Source organism: Pseudomonas sp. PB101, assembly GCF_009764265.1.
GTDB lineage: Bacteria > Pseudomonadota > Gammaproteobacteria > Pseudomonadales > Pseudomonadaceae > Aquipseudomonas.
The window spans coordinates 16,389-40,399 of the sequence record NZ_RWIR01000024.1 but is presented as its reverse complement, the minus strand read 5'-3'; the positions used below and the strand labels follow the sequence as shown (position 1 = coordinate 40,399).

General features: G+C 63.1%; 16 protein-coding genes and 1 tRNA gene. 9 read left to right on the top strand and 8 right to left on the bottom strand.

What is annotated here, in order from left to right:
* The first annotated feature begins 221 nt into the window (after positions 1–221).
* From EI969_RS06830 to EI969_RS06800, 7 genes are all read left to right on the top strand, one after another.
* A complete protein-coding gene (locus EI969_RS06830; RefSeq protein ID WP_160386768.1) occupies positions 222–1,289 on the top strand; it encodes an alpha/beta fold hydrolase in 1,068 nt (355 codons plus the stop codon).
* A 461-nt stretch (positions 1,290–1,750) separates the two neighbouring features.
* Positions 1,751–3,241, top strand: coding sequence for a DUF1254 domain-containing protein (locus EI969_RS06825; RefSeq protein WP_160386767.1), 1,491 nt, complete (start codon positions 1,751–1,753; stop codon positions 3,239–3,241).
* A gap of 14 nt (positions 3,242–3,255) precedes the next feature.
* Complete coding sequence (locus tag EI969_RS06820) at positions 3,256–4,746, top strand: DUF1254 domain-containing protein (protein ID WP_160386766.1); 1,491 nt, start codon at positions 3,256–3,258, stop codon at positions 4,744–4,746.
* A 738-nt stretch (positions 4,747–5,484) separates the two neighbouring features.
* Positions 5,485–7,356, top strand: coding sequence for a DUF1302 domain-containing protein (locus tag EI969_RS06815; protein WP_160386765.1), 1,872 nt, complete (start codon positions 5,485–5,487; stop codon positions 7,354–7,356).
* A 16-nt stretch (positions 7,357–7,372) separates the two neighbouring features.
* Complete coding sequence (locus EI969_RS06810) at positions 7,373–8,725, top strand: DUF1329 domain-containing protein (protein ID WP_160386764.1); 1,353 nt, start codon at positions 7,373–7,375, stop codon at positions 8,723–8,725.
* A 75-nt stretch (positions 8,726–8,800) separates the two neighbouring features.
* On the top strand, positions 8,801–9,934 hold the full coding sequence (locus tag EI969_RS06805) for a YCF48-related protein (protein WP_160386763.1): 1,134 nt from the start codon (positions 8,801–8,803) through the stop codon (positions 9,932–9,934).
* Entirely contained in the window at positions 9,931–12,288 is a 2,358-nt protein-coding gene (locus tag EI969_RS06800; RefSeq protein WP_160386762.1) for an MMPL family transporter, read from the top strand. Before EI969_RS06805 ends, EI969_RS06800 begins: the two co-directional genes overlap by 4 nt.
* A gap of 80 nt (positions 12,289–12,368) precedes the next feature.
* Here the strand turns inward: EI969_RS06800 and EI969_RS06795 are convergent, their stop codons facing one another.
* Positions 12,369–13,394 (bottom strand): NAD(P)-dependent oxidoreductase, encoded by a 1,026-nt coding sequence (locus EI969_RS06795; RefSeq protein ID WP_218575182.1) that lies wholly within the window; start codon positions 13,392–13,394, stop codon positions 12,369–12,371.
* A 272-nt stretch (positions 13,395–13,666) separates the two neighbouring features.
* Here EI969_RS06795 and EI969_RS06790 point away from each other — a divergent pair, with 272 nt between their 5' ends.
* The gene (locus EI969_RS06790; RefSeq protein ID WP_160386761.1) at positions 13,667–14,437 is read left to right on the top strand and encodes a DUF3313 domain-containing protein; all 771 of its coding nucleotides are present in this window, start codon (positions 13,667–13,669) and stop codon (positions 14,435–14,437) included.
* Between the two features lie 40 nt (positions 14,438–14,477).
* Positions 14,478–14,885, top strand: a complete 408-nt coding sequence (locus EI969_RS30465) for a hypothetical protein (RefSeq protein WP_256678256.1) — start codon at positions 14,478–14,480, stop codon at positions 14,883–14,885.
* Position 14,886: 1 nt separating this feature from the next.
* On the opposite strand, the gene EI969_RS06780 is transcribed toward EI969_RS30465, so the two are convergent.
* The 7 genes from EI969_RS06780 to fdnG all read right to left on the bottom strand — a co-directional run bounded on the left by EI969_RS06780 (position 14,887) and on the right by fdnG (position 23,968).
* A tRNA-Sec gene (locus EI969_RS06780) sits at positions 14,887–14,982 on the bottom strand.
* Between the two features lie 6 nt (positions 14,983–14,988).
* Positions 14,989–16,896, bottom strand: a complete 1,908-nt coding sequence (gene selB, locus EI969_RS06775) for a selenocysteine-specific translation elongation factor (protein WP_160386759.1) — start codon at positions 16,894–16,896, stop codon at positions 14,989–14,991.
* On the bottom strand, positions 16,893–18,323 hold the full coding sequence (gene selA / locus EI969_RS06770) for an L-seryl-tRNA(Sec) selenium transferase (RefSeq protein ID WP_160386757.1): 1,431 nt from the start codon (positions 18,321–18,323) through the stop codon (positions 16,893–16,895). Before selA ends, selB begins: the two co-directional genes overlap by 4 nt.
* A gap of 51 nt (positions 18,324–18,374) precedes the next feature.
* Entirely contained in the window at positions 18,375–19,301 is a 927-nt protein-coding gene (gene fdhE, locus EI969_RS06765) for a formate dehydrogenase accessory protein FdhE (protein WP_160386755.1), read from the bottom strand.
* 3 nt (positions 19,302–19,304) lie between these two features.
* Positions 19,305–19,970: a formate dehydrogenase subunit gamma gene (locus tag EI969_RS06760; RefSeq protein WP_160386753.1), complete on the bottom strand. Its 666-nt coding sequence runs from the start codon at positions 19,968–19,970 to the stop codon at positions 19,305–19,307.
* A complete protein-coding gene (gene fdxH, locus EI969_RS06755) occupies positions 19,967–20,902 on the bottom strand; it encodes a formate dehydrogenase subunit beta (RefSeq protein WP_160386750.1) in 936 nt (311 codons plus the stop codon). Before fdxH ends, EI969_RS06760 begins: the two co-directional genes overlap by 4 nt.
* A complete protein-coding gene (fdnG, locus tag EI969_RS06750) occupies positions 20,903–23,968 on the bottom strand; it encodes a formate dehydrogenase-N subunit alpha (RefSeq protein ID WP_160386748.1) in 3,066 nt (1,021 codons plus the stop codon).
* Positions 23,969–24,011: the final 43 nt, after the last annotated feature.

Genomic DNA, 24,011 nt, shown 5'->3' with positions numbered 1-24,011 from the left:
CTCAGGTTTGCGCTTGTCGGGTGACCGTTGCCAAGTCTTCCACGATCGACTGCGCCGATCCGCCGTGTATCACAGTGTGTCAGCGCAACCTCTCGATACACAGACTTTCATCCGGCGGGAGATTGGACACAGGCCGGATACGTTGCCGCGTTTCAATGCAAGCAAGGTTTGCAGGGGCACAGACCGCACCCCTGACCCATGGCTGGTAATGGAGACAACCCATGAAGATGGCACTGCGCAACAGCAACACCGGCAAGACCCGCCGCCACCTGGCCGGCCCTTCGATTCTCGCGCTCACCCTGTTCGGCGTGCTCGGCGCGGCCCAGGCGCAAACGGCCGCCACCGTGCAGCCAGTTGCGGCTCCCGCCGCGTCCACGCAAGCGCTGGCCTTGCCCTTCGGAGCGCTCAAGCACGTCAACGCGGGCCTGCTGGACGTGGCGTACGCCGAAACAGGCCCGGCCGACGGGCCGGTGGTGATCCTGCTGCACGGCTGGCCATACGATATTCACAGCTATGACCAGGTTGCGCCGTTGCTGGCCGCCAAGGGCTATCGGGTGCTGATGCCGTATGCGCGTGGTTATGGCGATACGCATTTCCTCTCCGACAAGCCCCTGCGCAATGGCCAGCCGGCTGCGCTGGCCAGTGATGTCATCGACTTCATGGACGCGTTGAAGATCAAGCAAGCGGTGCTCGGGGGGTATGACTGGGGTGCGCGTTCGGCCGACATCGTCTCTGCGCTGTGGCCGGAGCGGGTCAAGGCGCTGGTCTCGGTCAGCGGTTACCTGATCGGCAACCAGGCGGCCGGCAAGAACCCGCTGCCACCCAAGGCGGAATTGCAGTGGTGGTATCAGTTCTACTTCGCCACCGACCGTGGTCGCGCCGGTTACGAGAAAAACACCCACGACTTCGCCAAGCTGATCTGGCAACTGGCCTCACCGAAATGGGCGTTCGACGATGCCACCTTCGACCGCAGCGCCAAGGCGCTGGACAACCCCGACCATGTCGACATCACCGTGTTCAACTACCGCTGGCGCCTGGGCCTGGTCCAGGGTGAAAGCCGCTACGAAGCGCTGGAGCAGAAGCTGGCCACGGCGCCGTCCATCAGCGTGCCGACCATCACCCTGGAAGGCGACGCCAACGGTGCGCCGCACCCCGCCCCCGAGGATTACGCCAAGCGCTTCACCGGCAAATACGAGTTCCGCCTGATCAACGGCGGCATCGGCCACAACCTGCCGCAGGAAGATCCGCAGGCGTTCGCCAAAGCGGTGATCGATGCCGATCATCTTTGACCAACGTGGGCACGATCCCTTGCTGGCGATGTTCGTCAACGATAACGCGTGCAAACAGGATAAACGCGGCGTATCTGAGTCCATCGCCGGCAAGCCGGCTCCTACGGGTGTCGCGTGTTTCGACCGGTACGGGGTCCCTTGTAGGAGCTGGCTTGCCAGCGATGGTCGTCAACGATAACGCGTGTAAACAGGATAAACACGGCGCACCTGGGTCCATCGCCAGCAAGCCGGCTCCTACAGGGATTGCGTCGTCGGTGATTCCCGGGATTGACACGATCTTTTGTAGGAGCCGGCTTGCCAGCGATGGTCGTCAACGATAACGCGTGTAAACGGCATAAACGCGGCGCACCTGAGTCCATCGCCAGCAAGCCGGCTCCTACGGGTATTGTCGGGGTAAACATTGAGCTATCTTGTCTGCGACTCACCTGCATCAGGTGACTGCCAACAAGTAAGGACGCTTCATGAATAATTTGCCCCGGCGCCATGCCCTCTTCGCCCTGACTCTCGCCAGTACGCTCACAGCCGCTGCCCTGTCGGGCACTCCGGTTTACGCAGCGCAAGCCACGGCTGCAGCCCCGGCCGCCAGCGCTGTCTCAGGCCCTGTTGCCGGCACCAAGGTAACTGAACCGTACGTACGCATGATGGCGCGCGAGGCGTATTTCTGGGGTTGGCCGATGGCCAATATCTTCAATCGTCGCCAGGCGTTCAAGAACCTGCCCGAGCCCGGCTTGATGGGCGGCATCGTGCCCATAGCGCCGATCAACCGATTGTCGATGCTCAGCGACTACATCGACCCGGCCGAGCGGCTGGTGGCCTGTCCGAACCAGGACGTGGTGTACGGTGCCGGCAGCATCGCCCTGGACATCGAGCCGGTGGTGCTGCAAGTGCCGGACTTCGACGGCCGCTTCTGGGTGTATCAGGTGGTGGACCTGCGTTCGGACAGCTTCGCCGAACTGGGCAAAATGTATAACACCCAGCCAGGTTTCTACCTGCTGGTCGGCCCGGACTGGAACGGCAAGGTGCCGCCCGGCATCAAGCGGGTGTACCGCGCGCGCACCAACACCGGGTTCGTGATCCCGCGGGTGTTCCAGGACGATACCGCCGCCGACCGCCAGGCCGTGCAGCCGGCATTGGCAGGCATCGACATGTACCCGCTGTCGCAATACGACGGCAAGGTCAAGAAACGCGACTGGAGCAAACAACCGAAATTCCCCGCCCAGGCTTCCGAAGGCAATGCCGAAACCAAATGGGTCGACCCGGAGAAGTTCTTCGACGAACTGCCGGCCCTGCTCAAGGACGCCAAGCCATTGCCTGGCGAAGAAGCCCGCTACGCACAAATGGCCGCCCTCGCAGCCATCGCCAAGGCCGACCCGCAACTGCGCGCTGCAATGATCGACGAGGCGAAAAAGGCCGACAGCGAAGTGATCGATCCGCTGTTGCAGTTCCGCAACTACGGCCTGCAACTGCCCAACCACTGGAGCACCGTCAGCAACGGCGCGGCGTTCGGCACCGACTATTTCACCCGGACCGCCGTGGCGCGTTCGAACATATTCGTCAACCAGCAGAAAGAGACCAAATACTTCTACCAGGATCTGGATGAGAACGGCCTGCACCTCAACGGCCAGTACGGCTACAGCGTCACGTTCGCCAAAGGCAAGCTGCCGCCGGTCAAGGGTTTCTGGTCGCTGACGCTGTACAACGAACAGCACTTTTTCGCCCCCAACGACCTCAAGCGCTACTCCATCGGCACCAAGAACAAATCCCTGCAAACCAACCCTGACGGCTCGCTGACTATCTATGTTCAAAGCGAATCGCCAGGCAAGGACAAGGAAAGCAACTGGCTGCCCTCGCCCAAAGGCGCCGAATTCTCGCTGTACATCCGCGCCTACTGGCCGCAGGCCGATGCCCTCGATGGCGACTGGACCCCGCCGGCCGTAGTGAAAACCAATTGAAAAGGACTTCGACGATGAACGCAGCCAGCAAAACGCTGACCGCACTGGCGTTGGCCGTTTCGGTCAGCCTCGGCGCCCAGGCGGCCACGCACTATGAACAACTGGCGGACCTGCCCTTCGCCGGCGGTTATCCAACCCTTGAAGGCGTGGCCCAGCTCAAGAACGAGTTGCTGTTCCAGCGCGCCGTGCAGTCCTACATCTGGGCACTGCCGGCACTGAACATGTACGCCATGAAGGAAGGCTCGGAAAAAACCTTCGGTGCCGGCTACAACGTGCTGCCGATCTGGAAAGACCGGCTCAACGCCAAGACCCTGGTGACCACGCCGAACTCCGACGTGATCTATGCCATGGGTTACCTGGACCTCAAGCAGGACGGCCCGATGGTGATCGAAGTGCCGCCCGGGATGCAGGGCATTCTCGACGACTTCTTCCAGCGCCCGATCTGCTCCGAAGGCCAGATCGAAGGTCGCCAGTGGTGCGGCGATGTCGGCCTGCCCGGTCCGGACAAAGGCAAGGGTGCCAAGTATCTGGTGCTGCCACCGGATTACACCGGTGACGTGCCTGCGGGCTACCTGACCTACCGTTCGCGCACCTACAACGTGTTTGTGTTCTGGCGCGGTTTCTTCAAGGACCCGAAACAGCTGGAGGCACCGGTCAAGCTCATGGAGCAGACACGCATCTATCCGCTGGGCAAAGAAACGACGGCGAAAAAGATGGAGTTCCCAAACGCCTCGAATATCCCGGTCAACATGCTCTACCCCACCGATGGCAGCGCGTTCGACATGCTTTCGCGGTTTATCGACCATGAATATGTCGACCCGCAGGACATGGAAATGCGCGGCATGCTTGCCGCCCTGGGCATTATCAAGGGCAAGCCGTTCCAGCCGGATGCGGCGACCCGCGACCTGCTCGACAAGGCCGCCAGGACCGCGAGCAAAATGGGCCACGCCACTTCCTACACCCCGCAAACCATCGTCGCCAACGGCACCTGGTATCCGGACCGCAAGTGGCTGAACGTCTTCCCGGGCAACGCCACGTTCACGGCCGACACCTTCAACTACATCGACCCGCGCACCGGCTTCTTCACCAATGCCTACTCGGCCAGCCCGGGCATGGCGGTCAACATGGAGAATGTCGGCGCCAAGTACCCTGCTACCTTCGTCGACGCCAAGGGCGAGTTCCTCTCGGGCAGCAACGGCTACACGCTGAACCTGCCCAAAGGCATTCCAGCGGCGTTGTTCTGGTCGGTGACCGTGTACGACTCGATCACCGCATCGGGCGTGGACAACGGCCAGCCGTTCCCGTCGTTGAACACCATGGACAAACCCCTGGTGAATGCCGACGGTTCGATTGACCTGCACTTCGGGCCGGACTCACCGGGTGAAGGCAAGAACTGGATTCGCACCCTGCCGGGCAAAGGCTACTTCGTGATCCTGCGCCTGTACGGCCCGACCAAGGCGTTTTTCGACAAGGCCTGGAAACCCGGTGATTTGCACAAGCAATAACCCGTGATGCCGTGAACAAATGAGCGCCCAGGTGGCGCTCATTTCATTTGGGTCACGCAACCCCCCTGTAGGAGCGAGCTCGCTCGCGATAGCGAAGTGTCAGTCGACATCAATGCTGGATGTACCGGCCTCATCGCGAGCAAGCTCGCTCCCACAGGTTTCAGTGGTGTCCTCAGATTTCGCGTCCGACACAGATCAACTGTGGGAGCGAGCTCGCTCGCGATAGCGCAGTGTCAGTCAACATCAATGCCGGATGTACCGGCCTCATCGCGAGCAAGCTCGCTCCCACAGGTTTCAGTGGTGTCCTCAGATTTGGCGTCCGACACAAATCAACTGTGGGAGCGGGCTTGCCCGCGATAGCGGAGGGTCAGTCAACATCAATGCCGGATGTGCCGGCCTCATCGCGAGCAAGCTCGCTCCCACAGGTTTCAGTGGTGTCCTCAAATTTCGCGTCCGACACAGATCAACTGTGCGGGCTTGCCCGCGATAGCGTAGGGTCAGTCGCCATCAATGCTGGCTGTACCGGCCTCATCGCGAGCAAGCTCGCTCCCACAAGCCCCCCCTGTCAGCATTTGGTAAGTCCCTGGCGTGAAATGCGCTGAAATCCCCCGCCTCGCTATCCATCATCTCCCTCAGCTTGTCCACCCTGGCGCTCGTGCGTGATGCACAGGCGTCGAGGCCCCAGGTAAACCGCGCCTGTTTCAAGCCCCCAACAATAAAAATCAGGAGGGCATCTCTATGACCCCAATCCGTGGTCGCACCTTGCTGGCCCGTACTGCGTTAGTCCTCTCGCCGCTGTCGCTGGCTGTCATGCAGTCGGCGCACGCCGGTGAGTTTCAATGGGGAGAAGTCACCGGTCGTGCCAACGGCAGCATCAGCGTGGGCGCCGTCTGGAGCGCCGAGAACCCCAACGGCAATTTCATCAACCAGGCCAACGCCGACAGCATCGGCCATGGTCATGCCGGGCAGTTCAACCCCAACAGCGCGCGCAACGTCGACGACAGCCGACTGAACTGGGGCAAGGGCGATCTGGTGTCCTCGCCCATCACCGTGCTCGGCGAGATGGAACTGAACTGGAAAAACTATGGCGCGTTCATTCGCGGCAAGACCTGGTACGACTACACCCTGAACCACCACAACGTCGACTTTGGCCATTCCTCCAATGGCTACCAGGCCAACAGCACGCTCGACGACAGCCACTTCGACGAGCTGGCCAGGTTCCAGGGCGTGGCGCTGCTCGATGCCTACGTATTCGGCGATTTCGAAATTGCCGATCACCCACTGAACGCCCGGGCCGGTAACCAGGTGGTCAACTGGGGCGAAGGCCTGTTTTTCCAGAACGGCATCAACGCGATCAACCCGGTCGATACCGCCGCCCTGCGCCGTCCCGGCTCGCAACTCAAGGAAGCGCTGGTGCCGGTGCCGATGCTCTATGGCAACCTCGGCCTGACCGACAACCTGAGCCTGGAAACCTTCTACCAACTGCAATGGAAGGCCTCGACCCTGGAAGGTTGCGGCACGTTCTTCTCCAGCAACGACTACATCACCGACGGTTGCTACGGTGTGCCGCGCGCCGGTGCCAATGACCCGGCCTCCTACGCGGCCGGCCAGTACATCACCCGCGGGTCGGACAACGATCCCCGCAACAGCGGCCAGTACGGCATGTCGCTGCGCTATTTCGCCGACGCCATCGACACCGAGCTCGGCGCGTACGCCATGAACATTCATTCGCGCACGCCCTACGCCAGCATCAACACCGACCTGTACGGCCCGACGGGTGCCGGTTGGCGCGATCCCAACCTGGCCCCCGGCAACGCGGCGAAAAACGCCAGCTACTTTGCCGACTTCCCCGAAGATATCCGTATTTTCGGCTTGAGTTTCTCCACCAACCTGTGGGGCACCTCGGTGTTCGGCGAATACAGCTATCGCCCCAACCAGCCCGTACAACTGGCCACCGGTGACCTGATCCCGGCGTTTGCCGGCAATGCCGCCGGCACCGCCGCGCTCATCGGCCAGCCGCTGACCCTGGGCAACGACGCCATCAATGCCGCGCCGGGTTCGGTCTACAACGGTTACGACCGCCTGAAGATTTCCCAGTTTTCCCTGGGCTTCATCAAGTCGATCCCGCAGGTGCTGGGCGCCGACAGCCTGAACCTGATGGGCGAAGCGGCCATGAAGTACATGCACGACCTGCCGGACCCGTCGGACCGACGCTACAACAAGACCGAAATCTACGGCAGCAACCTGGCGGACGGCAGCGCGGCTGGCTGTGCCGGTGGCGTCACCGTGCAGCAATACAAGCAGTACGGCTGCACCCGGGACGGCTACACCACCCAGTTCTCCTGGGGCTATCGCCTGCGCGCCCAGTTGAACTACCCGGGGGTATTCGCCGGGGTCAACCTGTCGCCGTTCATGGCATTCGGCCAGGACGTCCAGGGCTGGTCCTACGACGGCAACTTCGTCGAAGACCGCTTGCTGGGCTCGGTCGGCCTGCGTGCGGACTACCTGCAGGACTACTCCGCCGAGGTGTCCTGGTCGGGCACCGGCAACACCCCTTTCGCGCCCACCGACAAGGATTTCATCTCCCTCAGCCTGCGCATGGGCTTCTAGTTCACGAGATTTCAGCATGAACCCTAAAAAACTGTTTCGCCTCACCCTCCTCGGCGCCTTGATCAGTATCGCCAGCGCCCAGGCACTGGCCGCCCTCGATGCCAAGGACATCGCCCGCCTGGGCACCGACCTGACCCCGGTCGGCGCGGACAAGGCCGGCAACGCCAGCGGCAGCATTCCGGCCTGGACCGGCGGCCTGAACGCCGCGCCGGCCGGTTACAATCCGGCCCAGGACTACGTCGACCCGTACGCCGGCGAAAATCCGCTGTACACCGTGACCGCCGCCAACATGGCCCAATACAAGGCCGAGCTGACCCCGGGCTACCAGGCCATGTTGCAGAAGTACCCGACCTTCAAGATGCAGGTCTACCCGAGTCATCGCAGCGCGGCCCTGCCGCCAGGCGAGTACGCGGAAATCCGCAAGGAAGCGGCCACCGTGTCCCTGGCCGACAATGGCAACGGCATGGTCAATTACCAGAGCACCTCGGTGCCGTTCCCGATCCCCAAGACCGGCCTGGAAGCTATCTACAACCACATGGTCCGCTACCGCGCCGGTGGTTATCACTACTACCCGACCGAAATGGTGGTGCAGGCCAACGGCAAGTTCACCCCGGTACGCCGTGACGTCTCGGTGATGATGGCGTCGGCCATGGGCAACCCGGAACCGAACCGCCTGTATTACTACCTGGGCAAGGTCACCTCGCCGGAGAGCGTGGCGGGCAGCCAGAACCTGGTGCACGAGCCCATCGACCAGACCACCGAGACGCGTCTCGCCTGGACCTACAACCCGGGCCAGCGCCGGGTGCTGCGCGCACCGGAAATCTCCTACGATTCGCCGGTAGCGACCTCCGAAGGCCTGCGCACCAACGACATGATCGACATGTTCAACGGCGCGCCCGACCGCTACGACTGGAAGCTGGTCGGCAAGAAAGACATGTTGGTGCCCTACAACACCTACAAACTGGCCTCACACACGCTCAAGTACGCCGACATCATCCAGCCCGATCACCTCAATCAGGACCTGATCCGCTACGAGCCGCACCGCGTCTGGGTGGTAGAAGCCACGCTCAAGCCGGGTCAGCGTCACATCTACGGCAAGCGCGTGTTCTACATCGACGAAGACACCTGGGGGATCCTGGCCGCGGACCTGTACGACGGTCGCGGCGACCTGTGGCGCGTGCAGGAAGCCCACAGCCTGCAGCGCTATGACGTGCTCTCGGCGATCCACATCAGCGACGTTTCCTACGACTTGCAGGCTCGTCGCTACATCGTCTCGGGTCTGGAAAACGAAGAAAAACGCGCCCGGTTCGGCATCAAGGCCGAGCTCAAGGACTTCAGTACCGCCGCCCTGCGCCGCAGCGGTCGCTGAGCCTTTCATTGTCGGTCGGGCGGTCAGCCCAGGTTGACCGCCCGCTTTCCGTATCCCCAGAAAACAGGGTGCTGCATGACACTCAAGTTCCCCCTACGCCCCGCTTTCGCCCTGCTGCTTGGGCTGGGCGCTGCGTTCGCCGCACAGGCCGCGCCCCTCGATGACCGGCTGGAGCGCCCGTCGCAGCCCTCGGCACTGGCGAGCCGAGCACTGCTCACCGATGTCCAGACGGTCGGCGAGCGCCAGGTCATGGTCGGCGCCGCCGGCCATATCCTGCTGCGCGATGCCAACGGACAGGTGCAGCAGGCCCGGGTGCCGGTCGACCTGCTGCTGACTGCCGTGCAGTTCGTCGATGCCCGCAACGGTTGGGCCGTCGGTCACGACGGCGTGGTGCTGCACAGTGCCGACGGCGGCGAGTCGTGGAGCAAGCAACTCGACGGCCGGGCCATCAACCCGTTATTGCTCGAGGCGGCCCAGGCACAAGTCGACCGCGCGGAACAAGCGGCGGATGGCATGCCGGACGACGAGCAGCTTGCGAGCGCGTTGGACAATGCGCGCTTCGCCCTCGACGACGCGCAGGCCGCCAGTGCTTCGGGGCCGTCACGGCCGTTACTGGGCCTGTGGTTTCGCAATGCCCGCCAAGGCTGGGTCGTTGGTGCCTACGGCGTCTTCCTCAGGACCGACGACGGCGGCGCGTCCTGGCAGCCGGTCAGCGGCCTGGACAACCCGGATCGCCTGCACCTGAACACTGTGCTGGGCCTGGCCGATGGCAGCCTGCTGGTGGCGGGCGAAGGTGGCCGTCTCTATCGCAGCACCGATGGCGGTGAGCACTGGCAGGCGGCGCAACAGCCGACCGACGCCTCGCTGTACGCCCTGGCAGAGCTGCACGGCGGCCAGGTCATGGCCAGCGGTTTCGGGGGCACCTTGCTGGTCAGCGATGACCACGGCGCCAGCTGGACGCCTCGCGAATTACCGGTCAAGGCCAGCCTGTACGGCATCAGGCAGTTGTCTTCAGGCGTCGTGGTGCTGGCCGGCCAGGCGGGCGTTCTGCTGTACAGCACCGACGGTAAAACCTTCGAGCAATGGCGCTCGACCGGCAAGGCTGCGCTGCTCGATGTCAGTGAAACCCGGGCCGGCCAACTGCTGCTGGTCGGCAATGCCGGCCTGCAAGTGCTGCCCATGATCCCCTTCAAGGAACACGCAAAATGAACGCCCCCCTCCATCAGGAACCGACCCGAGTCGGCGCCATGCAACGTGCCGTGGGCTTCACCGAGCGCCTGCTGTTCGGTCATCGCCTGCTGGTCCTGGCTTTTTTCGCACTGGCCTCGGTGGTGCTTGGCATTGCCGCGCTGTCGTTGCGCCCCGACGCCAGCTTCACCCGGATGATTCCCGACGGGCATCCGTTCATTGCCAATTACCTGAAGTTCGAAGACGTGCTGCGCCCCCAGAGCAACGTCCTTCGTGTGCTGGTGGAAACCCCCAAGGGTGACATCGTCAGCAAGGCTTTTCTCGAGACCCTGCGCGAGGTCAACGACAAGGTTTTCTATATCCCGGGCGTGGACCGCAGCAACCTCAAGTCCTTGTGGACGCCCAATGCCTTGTGGTCGGAGGTCACCACCGAGGGCCTGCGCGCCGGCCGGGTGATCCCTGACACCTACGATGGCAGTGCCGACTCGCTGGAACAGGTGCGGCGCAACATCCAGCGCGCCAACATGATCGGCAGCTTCGTCGCCAATGACTTCAAGTCGGCGATCATCCGCGTGCCGCTGCTCGAACGTGACCCGCAAACCGGCAAGCCGCTGGACTACGGTGCACTCACCCAGGCCCTGGAAACCCAGGTGCGCGAGCACTTTGCCGGGCAAGGGGTGACGATCCGGGTGATCGGTTTTGCCCAGATCATCGGCGACTTGCTCGCCGCCGCCAGCGACATCGCGTTGTACTTCGCCCTCACGGTCGGCCTGATCAGCGCGTTGCTGTATGGCTATTGCCGGTGCTGGCGCAGCACCGCGGTCACCGTGCTGACCTGCCTGCTGACGGTGGTCTGCCAATTGGGCCTGCTCAGCCTGTTGGGCTTTGGCCTCGATCCGTATTCGATTCTGGTGCCCTTCCTGATATTTGCCATCGGCATCAGCCACGCGGTACAGAACATCAACCTGATGATGAGCGAGATGAGCCACGGCGTGACGCCGGTCGAAGCCTCGCGGCGGACCTTTCGCGCCCTGTTCATTCCCGGCACCACTGCACTGTTGGCCGATGCCGTGGGATTCATCACCTTGCTGGTGATCGACATCGGCGTGATCCAGCAGTTGGCGATCACCGCGAGCATCGGCGTGTTCGTGGCGATCTTCACCAAGATGTTCCTGTTGCCGGTGCTGATGTCCTGGGTCGGCGTCAGTCCCCGGGGCATGCGCCAGCAACTCAAACGCAGCGGTTCCTCGTGGCCGGTGTTTCGCCGGGTGGCGAGCATCGTCCAGCCACGTCGTGCCACGGCGTTGATCGTGGTCAGCCTGATGCTGCTCGGGGTCGGCTATTACGCACGCCAGGACCTGAAGATCGGCGACCTCGACAAAGGCGCCCCGGAGTTCCGTCCGGAATCGCGCTACAACCAGGACAACGCCTACCTGCTCGAGCACTACACCACCAGCACCGATGTGTTCGTGGTGATGTTCAAGACCCCGGCAGAACAGTGCTCGCGTTATGCCGCCGCCGACCTGGCCAACCAGTTCGAGCAGCACATGCGCGCGGTGCCCGGCGTTGAGTCGGTGCAATCGCTGTACAACGCGATGCGCTTCAACATCCTGGCGCGCAACGAGGGCAATCCGAAATGGGCGGAGTTTTCCCGCGACCAGTTCGTGATGAACAACGCCCGCTCGAGCGTCTCGGGGGAGTTCGTCGACCCCGACTGCAGCGTCGCGCCGATCAGCCTGTACCTGGCCGATCACAAGGCCGAGACCCTGAGCCGTGTAGTCAATGCGGTGAACGCTTTCACCGCCCGCTACGGCACTGGCGACGTCCAGATCCTGCAAGCCGCCGGCAATGCCGGGATCGAAGCGGCGACCAACATGACCATCGAGCAATCGGAAAAGACCATGCTGATCCTGGTGTTCGTGATCATCAGCCTGGTGGTGTTGTGGGAGTTCCGTTCGCTCAAGGTGACCTTTGCGTTGATGGCGCCGTTGTACCTGTCCACGGTGTTGTGCGAAGCGGTCATGGCGAAAATGGGCCTTGGGGTGAAAATCGCCACGCTGCCGGTGATTGCCCTGGGCGTGGGGATCGGCGTGGACTACGGGATCTACCTGTACAGCCGCATCGAAGGCTTCCTGCACCAGGGCTTGAAATTCCAGGCCGCGTTCTTCGAAGCGCTGAAGACGACCGGTACCTCGGTGGCGTTCACCGGCATCACCCTGGCGCTGGGTGTGGCGACCTGGTCATTTTCGGTGCTCAAGTTCCAGGCCGACATGGGCCTGCTGCTGGTGCTGTTGTTCCTGTGGAACATGGTCGGTGCGCTGCTGTTGATGCCGGCGCTGGCGTCGATGCTGATGTTCGACAAACACACGCGGTAGATTGGCACATGCAAACAAGGGCAGCCATTGGCTGCCCTTTTTCATTCAAACAAACAGAAGAACCTGTGGGAATATGGCGATTAAGGGGTGATCTGGCCGTTCAACCGCAACCAGTCTTCGGAACGACGCAAGCCGTCCTCAAGGGTCACCTTCGGTTCATAGCCGAGCAAACGCCGCGCCTTGGCAATGGAGATATCGCCGCTACGGGCGAGCATGTACATGGTGTCCGGGGTGACTTCGCTGTTGACCCTGAGCACGCCGTTGATCCGCCAGACCAGGCGGGTCAGCGCTGCCGCAAGACCCAGTGGCAGCGTGCGCGGTGCACCGCTGCGTCCCGCCCAGCGCCAGTGATTGGCGAAGAACGCCTTGCAGGTGGTCGGGCTGGCGCTGCTGAGGTGGAAAATATGTCCCCGCGCCTGATCCAGCCCCGCCGCCAGCATGATGCCGTCGAGCAGGTCCTCGACATACACCGGGGTAAAGACACCCTTGCCGCCATTGGGCAAAATCAAGGCGCCGGCCTTGGCCATCTTCAAGGGTTCAATCAGCCAGGCGCGCGAGCCCGGCCCGTAGACATCCCCCGGGCGCACCACGGTGCAATCGATTTCCCCCGCGGCATGGCTGGCCAGCACCACGTGCTCGCTCGCGCCCTTGGCCACGCCATAGCGATACTGATCGCCGATGACCACATCGCACGATTCGTCGGCCATGTCCGGATAGGTCCAGCCCAGCGCCGCGATCGAAGAAATGTGCACAAAACGCTTGGCACCGCCGGCAATCGCGACGTCGAGGCAATTGCGTACACCCCGCACCGACACTTCCCGATAGAGTTTCCAGGGGGCGGCCAGCGACACCACCGCCGCGGTGTTGATGAACAAGTCGCATCCCCTGGCATGTTCGGCCCAGACCAGAGGCTGGGTGAGGTTGCCGGCCACCACATCGTTCTCCGGGTCGGCAAACAGGTCCATGCCGCGCACTTGTGCACCCAGGGCCTTGTAGCGCTTGAGCAGTGCCTTGCCGATAAAACCGTTGGCGCCGGTGATGAATACCGAACGGGGTACCTCTGGCGTTTGCCCGCCCGCACCAACGGGCATCTGTGCTTTTGTCATACGAGATCCTTGCGACGGGCCCAGGGCCGTCACGCTGAGTGCTGTTTTTTTTAGAGTGAGGGATCACGCAGATCCATGCCTAGCTTGATGCACCTTGGGCCGGCGGATTGTCCATTTCGCGCCAATTTCCCATCAGATCATGCCAGCGTAGTAAAGCCGGGCCGACTTTGTGCAAAGGTAAACCTTCACAACTAAACCCGATTCTGTGAACTACCCTTGAGCCTGGCCTTTCAACCCCTGCGCAATCCCTGATGCAACTAAGGAAGAACTGCATGAATCCACGCTTGAGTACATTGACGCTCGGTGTCGCACTGATCGTATTGGCCGGCTGCTCGTCCACCTCGCAGCCAGGCAGAAGCACCACCCTGGGGGAAAACCTGACCGGTTCCGGTTTCATGGAGGACGTCTACCCGAAAATGAAAGATGGCCAGGGAGACGAGGCGCTGCGTCTGTATCGCAACCCGAAATACGCCGACAAGGCGGCCTTTGCCCAATACAACAAAGTGCTCCTGGACCCGATCAAGTTGTACGGCGGACCCAAGTCCAGACTCAAGGATGCACCGGCGGCCGACACTGCCGCGATTTCGCAGAACTTCCAAAAACTGGTGGCCGAGCAACTCGGCAAGGACTACAAAATCGTCGATCAACCGGGGCCGGACACCTTGCGAATCTCGGTGGCGATCGTCGATGCGGAAGCCGCTGACTCGTCGATGAAAGCGGCGTCCTACATTCCCATTCCCCTCGGCCTGCCGGGCGCCAAGGCCGCCGCGATGCAAACGCTGACCCACACCACCGGCAAACCGCCGTTCAGCGGGCAAGTGACCATCGAAGGCAAACTGGCCGATGCCCAGACCGGCGAAGTCATCGCCGCCGAGATCGACCGCCGCGTGGGGGCCCGCAAACCGATCATCGGCCTGTTCGAAAGCAGCACCTACGACTCCTGGAGCGATGTCAACGAGGCCGGCCGCTACTGGGCCGAACGCTTGCGCAATCGGCTTTGTGAGCGGCGTGGTGCAACCAATTGCGTCGTAGCCACCGAGTAAATCCTGCAACGTGACTGCCGCGATCCCTGTGGGAGCGAGCTTGCTCGCGATGGTCGTCAACGATGACGCGTACTTTCTGGGTATATGCGGTGGACTGGCGATCATCGCGAGCAGGCTCGCTCCCACAAGGGGCCGGGGTGGATCGACCATAGTGTCAACGCCGGAGATTATTGTAGGAGCGAGCTTGCTCGCGATGGTCGTCAACGATGACGCGTACTTTCTGGGTATACGCGGCGGACTGGCGATCATCGCGAGCAGGCTCGCTCCTACAGGGGGCCGGGGTGGATCGACCATAGTGGCAACGCCAGAGATTATTGTGGGAGCGAGCTTGCTCGCGATGGTCGTCAACGATGACGCGTACTTTCTGGGTATACACGGCGGACTGGCGATCATCGCGAGCAAGCTCGCTCCTACAGGGGATTGGGTGGGTTCGCAAAGGTGGGGTTGATTGGCGGAAGGCAGCCGGAGTCGAACCTGCCCGGGAACGGATGCCGTCCCCAACCGGGTTTGAAGCCCGGCCGCGCCACCGGGCGCGATTGCCTTCCTTGAAATCATGCCTCTGCACGCTGGGCCAACGCACTGTCCGGGCGAACCTGGCGACGATCGCCAAAACGCCGGGTCAGGCCGATGCGGTCGAAGTACTCCAGTAGCTGGATGCTGCGCTTGCGCCCCAGGCCCACCGCATCACGAAACGCCGTCACCTGGATCACCGGGTTGGCGCCCGCCAGTTGCAACAGCATAGCCGCCAATTGGCGAATCATGCTGTCGGTGTAAAACAGGTCGCGCACCACTTGATGCATCAGCCCCAGGCGCGCCATTTTGCGCAGCAAGCCGCGCACGGCAGCCTCGTCATGTCCCAGGTCACGCACCCACGGCGGTGCGAACCCGGCCTGTTCGAACAACGGCTGCAATTGTCGCCACAGGGCCTGGTCGTCTTCGCTCAAGTGCACCTGATGCCCGGGCAGATGCAACCACGGGCCACTGCTGCTGATCTCGGCGCTGGCCAGCAACTCGTCGAGCAGGCTGATGAACGTCGAGCGTTCCAGCGCGCTACCGCTGAACCGGCGCAGGCGATCGCGGTCCGGGCCCATCTGGTCCGGTTCCAGCTGGTGGAAACGCGTGAGGTGCTCCAGCACTGCGACCTTCAAGGCTTGCCAACGGCTGGCACTGAACAGCAACGCGCCCTGGCGGGTGTCGATCAAGCGCACGTCAGCGGGCAACACCCAACTGCTGCGCGGTTGATTGAACTGCCGCTCCAGACGCTGCGGATCGAGCCCGGTGTCGCTGTGGGCCAGCAATGTCGGCAGCACCTCTTCGAGTTTTGCGCTGTTCGCCAGCGCCTGCAGTTGCGCCAGCCGTTCGGGACTGCGGCGCTGGCGGGTGGGGGCAAACGGATCGAGCACCCGGCCGCCACCCAGGGTACGTTGGGCACTCTGATCGCGCAGGATCAGCGGGTCGCCCTTCACCGCATGCACCGGTGAATTGAGCAACAGTTGCGCAAACATGCGGCCTCCGGGCACCAGGCTGGAGCCTTCGAGCAAGGCGACTCGCGCGGTGACGTCCTGGGTGCCGAGGTGCACATGCACCGGTTGAAAGTGCTCGAAGGCCCGGGACTCGCCCGTAAGCAGGCGCATGTCGATGTCCACGCGCTGGGTCGGCGCATACAAACCGTCAGCCAGCAACCAGTGGCCGCGATGGATGTGCTCCAGCGCCAGCCGTTCGGCACTCAGGTTCAACGCCACGCGCTGGCCGGCAAAGGCGCGGTCGGCGATCTGGTTTTGCGCATGCAGGCCGCGAATGCGCACCGGTTTGCCTTGTGGCCCCAGCAGCAAGGTGTCGCCCACCGCGACCTGACCGGACAGCGCCGTGCCGGTCACCACGATACCCGCCCCGGCCACGCTGAAGGCTCGGTCGATCGCCAGGCGAAACCCACCGTCGATGCTGCGTTGCGCCACGTCCCGCTGGGCATCGAGCAACGCCTTGCGCAGGGTTTCGATGCCCTCGCCCGTCACGCTCGACAGCGCCATCAGCGGCGCATCGGCATACGGCCCCGGCGCCAGTAGTGCGCTGACCTGCTCGCGAACGATCTGTACCCGGGCGCCATCGACCCGGTCACATTTGCTGATTGCCACCAGCGCCCGTGGAATCCCGAGCAACTCGACAATCGCCAGGTGCTCGCGGGTCTGCGGCATCACGCCGTCATCGGCCGCCACCACCAGCAACACCAGATCGATGCCTTGCGCGCCGGCCAGCATGTTGTGGGTGAAGCGTTCATGCCCGGGAACGTCGATGAAACCGGTCAACTGCGCGTCCGGCTCCAGCGCGGCGTACAGGTAGCCGAGGTCGATGGTCATGCCGCGCTCACGTTCTTCGCGGCGCCGGTCACCCGCCTGACCGGTCAGCGCCTGGAGCAGCGCCGTCTTGCCATGGTCGATGTGCCCTGCGGTGCCGACGATCACCCTGCCCGGCCCTCCACCTGCAATTGATCGAGTTGCGCCAGCCACGCCGGCTCGTCGTCCAGTTGCCGCAGGTCCAGCCACAGGGCGTCATCGTCGATGCGCCCGAGGACCGCAATCGGCAAGGCGCGCAAGGCCTCTTCCAGGGTCAACAGCGAGCGCCCGCGCAAGCGTTTTGAGGTCAGCGGACGCAGACACAGCGCGGCGCTGGCCAGCCGCGCCACCGGTTGGCTGCCGCTGCCGATCATGCCCAGTGCCGGCATGGCGCTGACGCTCCAGCCCGCCCCCAACACCTGGGCGAGCGCCGGCCGCAAACGTTCGGCCTGGGCTAGGATATCGGCCTGTGGCCGGGTCAACAGGCGCAGGCTCGGCAAGCGCTCGGCCAGTCGGTCCGGATTGCGATACAGCCCCAACACCGCTTCCAGCGCAGCCAGGGTCATTTTGTCGACCCGCAGCGCACGCTTGAGCGGGTTCTTCTTGATTTTGCCGATCAGTGCCTTGCGCCCGACAATCAGCCCGGCCTGCGGCCCGCCGAGCAATTTGTCGCCACTGAAGGTGACGATGTCCGCGCCATCGAGCAGCGCCTGGCGCACCGTCGGTTCGGCGGGCAGGCCCCAGCGGGTCAAGTCCAGCAGGCTGCCGCTGCCGAGGTCCTCGAGCAGCGGCAGTCCATGTTGGTGGGCGATTTGCGCCAGTTCGGCGGTTGGCACGCTCGTGGTGAAGCCCTGGATGCTGTAGTTGCTTGCGTGCACGCGCATGATCAAACCGCTGCGCGGGCCGATGGCGGCCTCGTAGTCACGGGCATGGGTGCGGTTGGTGGTGCCGACTTCATGCAGCTTGACCCCGGCGCGGGCCATGATGTCGGGGATGCGAAAGGCGCCGCCGATTTCAATCAGTTCACCCCGGGAAATAATCCCTTCCTTGCGCGCGCCCAGGCTGTTGAGGGTCAAGAGCACCGCCGCGGCATTGTTGTTGACCACGGTCACCGCTTCGGCGCCGGTCAGTTCGCGGATCAGGCCCTCGATCAGGTCGTCGCGGTCACCGCGCTTGCCGCTACGCAAGTCGAATTCCAGATTGAGCGGATAACGCGCGGCCATTTGCACCGCCTCGATCGCCTCTTCGGGCAACAGCGCCCGGCCGAGGTTGGTGTGCAAGACCGTGCCGGTCAGGTTGAACACCCGACGCACCTGGCTGCGATGCAAGGTTGCCAAGCGCTCGCCGACCCTGCCCGCCAACACGTCGGGGCTGACTTCCACAGGTTCGAGCAACCCCTGCAGCACCCCTTCGCGCAACTCATCCAGCAATTGTCGCAAGGCGCCCAGCAAGGCGTCGCGGCCATAACGCTCGGCCAAAGGCCGGCACGCCGGGTGCCGCAACAGACTGTCGATGGAAGGTAGACGCAGGGGTTGGCTGGCACCGCGTGCAGACATCTGGCGCTCCTGAAAACGAATGACCGTCGCGCCAGAGTGTAGACGCTGCGGTTATTCGTCTCCCGGCGCCAGCAACAGATTCGGTGCCAGACGCTGATAACCGTCCTGGCTCAGGCGCATGTCGAGCATCAGGCTGGACAGGTCCGCCGACAACGCTTCGGCATCCGCATCGTTCTCAAGATAGAGCAACTTCAGGTAGCTGTTGCAGCCGGGGCAGACCTCGGCGCGCAACGGCGCCTGGTTGGCGGCATGGCGGTCATCTTCAAGGCTGAGGTATTCCAGGCCCTTGCTCTGTTCGCAATACACGCACTTGACCCGCACCACATGCCACTCGCAAGCGCACAGCGAACACACCAGATAACGCAGGCCATTGTGCTTGCCGCGATGACGGATGACCCCGGCCATGGCCGGCGAACCACAGGCCGGACACTGGCTGAGGCTGTCGCCCGGCGTCAGTTGCAGATTGGGCGTGCTCAACAGCCAGTGGCTCCAGGTCGTTTGCAGCGCCGCGCCGAGAAACGGCACCAGCGCCGCCGGCACCAGTGAATACTGGCCGCTGACCAGTGCCACCGCCCAGGCGCGGCGTTGCCCGGCACCGGCCAGGCGCAAGGTCTGCAGGGCATCGGCCACGGCAGAGGATGTCGATGGGGCATAGCCCTGCAGCAAGGCATCGAGGTAAAGCTGCCAGTCGTCTTCGCGCGCCAGGCTGTCGGCGGCGAACGGCGGCAGGCCGTGTTGCTGGCACAACTCGATGCGTTGTCGGTCAAGGGGTTCACTTGAGGGCGGGTCGTCCAGCACCTGTTGCTGCGCCCGGCACAACCCGGCGATCAGGCGCAGGTAATCGGTCAGCGGGTGCCCTTCGGCCAGCGTGTCCAGACGCCGGGCGCGCAGGCTGAACAGGTCGTGCGGTGGCATATAAAGAAACGGCGGCGAACTGGCCGCCGCTTCGATTTCGCCGGGTTCGAGGATGGTTGGCAAATGTCAGCCCTTTTTGGTGATCGGTCGCGCGGGAGCCTCGTCGCGGGTCTCGTCCTGAGTCACTTGGCGATACCAGAGTTCGTGGTGCTTCTTCGCCCAGGCGCGGCTGACCCGGCCGTGCACCATGGCGCTGACCGAGCCCTTGATCCAGATCCCGGCATAGATGTGCACGATGATGCTCAGGATCAGCACAAAACCGGCCAAGGCATGCAGCAGCATCGCCCAGCGTATCGCGGTGATGCCGAAATACGCGCTGAAGTAGGCACGCCATATCACCAGCCCGCTGAACAACAGCACCAGCATGCACAGCAGTAAAGTCCAGAACAGCAGCTTCTGCCCGGGGTTGTACTTGCCGATGGGCGGCACGCCCTCCTCCTCGTTCAGCATCACCCGGTCGATGCGCCGGAGCCACAGGCGATCGTTGGCGATGAAGTAGTTGGCGCGCCAGAAGCGCAACACCAGGCCGAGGAACAGCAGGAACATCAACACACCCATGAACGGATGCAGGATGCGTGTCCACGGTCCGCCGCCGAACAGGTTGCTCAACCAGAACAGCGCCGGATGGAACAACGCCAGCCCGGACAACCCGGCCATGAAAAACAGGATCGCCACCAGCCAGTGATTGGTGCGCTGGTTGCTGGTGTAGCGCAGGATCGTCTTGTTGCTCATGGCCTGCCCTCCCCACGGGGATCGAAGGTGTGCACCGACGGATCGACTTCGTGCACGGCGGTGTCCGGTGGGTCCGGATGCTCATCCTCTTCGACGATTTGCGGGCCGACGCGCACGTAGTGGAAGAACCCGGCCAGCACCGCCGCGCCCATGGCCAGCAGCGCCAGCGGTTTGCTGATGCCCTTCCACAGACCTACCAACGGACTGATCGCCGGGTGATCGGGCAAGCCGGCGTACAGCCTGGGCGTATCGGCATGGTGCAACACGTACATCACGTGGGTGCCGCCGACACCCTCGGGGTCATACAGACCGGCGTTTTCAAAGCCCCGGCTCTTGAGGTCGACGATGCGCTCGGCGGCATGTTCCTTCATGTCGTCCTTGGTGCCGAACACGATGGCACCGGTCGGGCAGGTTTTCACGCAGGCCGGTTCCAGCCCGACCGCCACCCGGTCCGAACACAGGGTGCATTTGTAGGCCTTGTGATCCTTTTGCGAAATGCGCGGGATGTTGAAGGGGCACCCGGTGATGCAGTAGCCGCAGCCGATGCAGTGGTCCTGATCGAAATCGACGATGCCGTTGGCGTGCTTGATGATCGCGCCGGGGCTGGGGCACGCTGCCAGGCAACCGGGCTCGGCGCAGTGCATGCAGCCATCCTTGCGGATCAGCCATTCGAGGTTGCCGGCGTCGGTCTCGTGCTCGGTGAAGCGCATCAAGGTCCAGGTTTCTGCCGTGAGGTCCTGCGGGTTGTCGTAGGTGCCGTGGTTATGGCCGACCTCGTCGCGCAGCTCGTTCCATTCCGAGCAGGCCACCTGACAGGCCTTGCAGCCAATGCACTTGGTGGTGTCGATCAGCTTGGCGACTTCTTCCATGCCGCGCACCGAGGGCGCGGGAGTGGTGGTGGCCGAGCGGGCAATGATGTCTTGGCTGGCCATTCAGACTTTCTCCACGTTGACCAGGAATGACTTGGATTCCGGGGTCTGTGTGTTGCCATCGCCGAGGAACGGCACCAGGGTGTTGGTCAGGTAACCGTGGCGCGTAAGGCCGGTGAAGCCCCAGTGCAGCGGAATGCCGATCTGGTGCACCACCTGATTGTTGACCTGCAGCGGACGAATCCGCTTGGTCACCACGGCCACCGCTTCAATGAAGCCACGCTTGCTGCTGACCCGTACCCGATCACCCGCGGCGATGCCTTTCTCCTTGGCCAGCACTTCGCCGATTTCCACGAACTGTTCGGGCTGGGCGATCGCGTTGAGCTTGCAGTGTTTACTCCAGAAGTGGAAATGCTCGGTCAGCCGGTAACTGGTGGCGGCATAGGGGTAGTCCTTAGCCACGCCGAGGGTATCCCACACCGAATCGAAGATCCGCGCCGCCGGGTTGCTGGTGGCTTTCTTGTTGTTCGGGTGCAGCGGGTTGATGCCGATCGGCGTTTCGAACGGCTCGTAGTGCTCGGGGAACGGGCCTTCGTTCATCTTGTCGACGGCGAAGAATCGCGCCACGCCCTCGGGGTTCATGATGAACGGGTTCATCCCCGCTTCCGGCGGCACGTCGGCCTTGTAGTCCGGCACGTCGGTGCCGGCCCAGGCCTTGCCGTTCCACCACACCAGGCGTTTTTTCGGGTCCCATGGCTTGCCTTGCAGGTCGGCCGAGGCGCGGTTGTAGAGAATCCGCCGGTTGGCCGGCCAGGCCCATGCCCAGCCTTGGTGTTGATGCATGCCGTAAGGATCGGCATTGTCGCGGCGGGCCATCTGGTTGCCGAGCTCCGTCCAGCTGCCGCAGAAAATCCAGCAGCCGGACGCGGTGCTGCCGTCGTCCTTGAGCTGGCCGAAACCGGCCAACTGCGCGTTGGCCTTGATCGCCGCGCCCGTGGCGTCGGTAAAGTCCGCCGTGGCCGAGCCGTTGATTTCCCTGGCCAGTTCTTCCGGCGAAGGTTCTTCGGCGATCTTGTACGGCCACGTCAACTTGAGCAGAGGGTCGGGAAACTTGCCGCCATTGGCCTGGTAGCGCTGACGCAGACGCAGGAACAATTCACTCATGATCCGTATGTCGGTGCGCGCTTCGCCAGGGCCGTCGGCGCCCTTCCAGTGCCACTGCAGCCAGCGACTGCTGTTGACCAGCGAACCGTCCTCCTCGGCAAAGCAGGTGGTGGGCAGGCGAATGACTTCGGTCTGGATGTCGGCGCTCTTCACATCGTTGTACGGCCCGACCTTTTGCCAGAACTCCGAGGTCTCGGTGGCCAGCGGGTCCATCACCACCAGCCACTTCAGCTTGGCCAGCGCCAGCATCACACGGTTTTTGTCCGGCAGCGCGGCGATAGGGTTGAACCCCTGGCACATGTAGCCGTTGACCTTGCCTTGCCCCATCAGATCGAACACCTTGAGGATGTCGTATTGGGGGATGTCGAGTTTCGGCAGGTAGTCGTAGGCCCAATTGTTCTCGACCGTGGCATTGGCGCCGTACCAGGACTTCATCAGGCTGACGTGGAACTTGCCGTAGTTCTGCCAGTAGGACAACTGCCCCGGACGCAACGGTTTCTGCGTGCGCTTGACGATGTAGGCGTTGTAGTCCTGTTCGGCATCGCCCGGTAGCGTGAGGTAGCCCGGCAGCGAGTTGGACAGCAGCCCCAGGTCGGTCAGCCCCTGGATGTTGGAGTGCCCGCGCAAGGCATTCACACCGCCGCCCGGCATGCCGACGTTGCCCAGCAGAAGTTGCACCATCGCTGCACTGCGGATGATCTGCGCGCCGATCGAGTGCTGGGTCCAGCCCAGCGCATAGAGAATGGTCATGGTCTTGCCCGGTTGCGAGCAAGTGGCGATTTCCTCCCAGATTTTCTGCATGGCATCGACCGGCATGCCGCAGATCTGGCTCGCCAGGTCGATGTTGTAGCGGCTGTAGTGCTGCTTCATCAATTGATAGACGCAGCGTGGGTCCTGCAAAGTCGGATCGACCTTGGCAAAACCGTCCTCGCCGAGTTCATAACCCCAGCCGGATTTATCGGTGTACAGGCGTTTTTCGGCGTCATAGCCGCTGAAGATCCCGTCCTCGAAGCCATAGCCGGCTCTGACGATGAACGACACGTCGGTGTAGTTGCGCACGTATTCGTGCTGGATCTTGTCCTCGGTCAGCAGGTAATTGATCAACCCGCCCATGAAGGCGATGTCGGTGCCGGTACGGATCGGCGCGTAATAGTCGGCCACCGAAGCGGTCCGGGTAAAACGCGGGTCGACCACGATGAGCCGTGCCTTGTTGTGCGCCTTGGCTTCGGTCACCCATTTGAAGCCGCACGGGTGCGCTTCTGCTGCGTTGCCGCCCATCACCAGGACCAGGTTCGCGTTGGCGATATCGGTCCAGTGGTTGGTCATGGCACCACGGCCGTACGTCGGGGCAAGACTTGCCACCGTCGGGCCGTGTCAGACACGCGCCTGGTTATCGAACCCCAGCATGCCGAGACTGCGCACCACCTTGTGGGTGATGTACCCGGCTTCGTTGGACGCCGCCGAGGCCGCGAGGAAACCGGTGGTCAGCCAGCGGTTCACCGTTTGGCCATTGGCGTTTTTCTCGATGAAGTTGGCGTCGCGGTCGGCCTTCATCAGGTCGGCGACGCGATCGAGCGCTTCATCCCAGGAGACGCGGGTCCACTCGGTGCTGCCGGGCTTGCGCACCTGCGGATATTGCAGGCGCCCGGGGCTGTGGATGAAGTCCAGCAGGCCCGCGCCTTTGGGGCACAGGGTGCCGCGGTTGACCGGGTGGTCGGCGTCACCTTCGATGTGGATGATGTTTTGCGCGACATTTTTCGCATCATCGCCCTGGCTGTACATGATCAAGCCGCAACCGACCGAGCAATACGGGCAGGTGTTGCGGGTTTCATGGGTGTGGGCAAGCTTGAAATGACGCACCTGTTCGGCAAAGGCAAGCGTCGGGGCCATGCCCAACGCGCCCAGGCTAGAGCCTGCAAGGCCGATACCGGCGACCTTGAAGAACTGACGACGGCTGAGATCCATCGTGCACTCCTGATCAGGTGGGACCCGATACATCGCCGGGCCT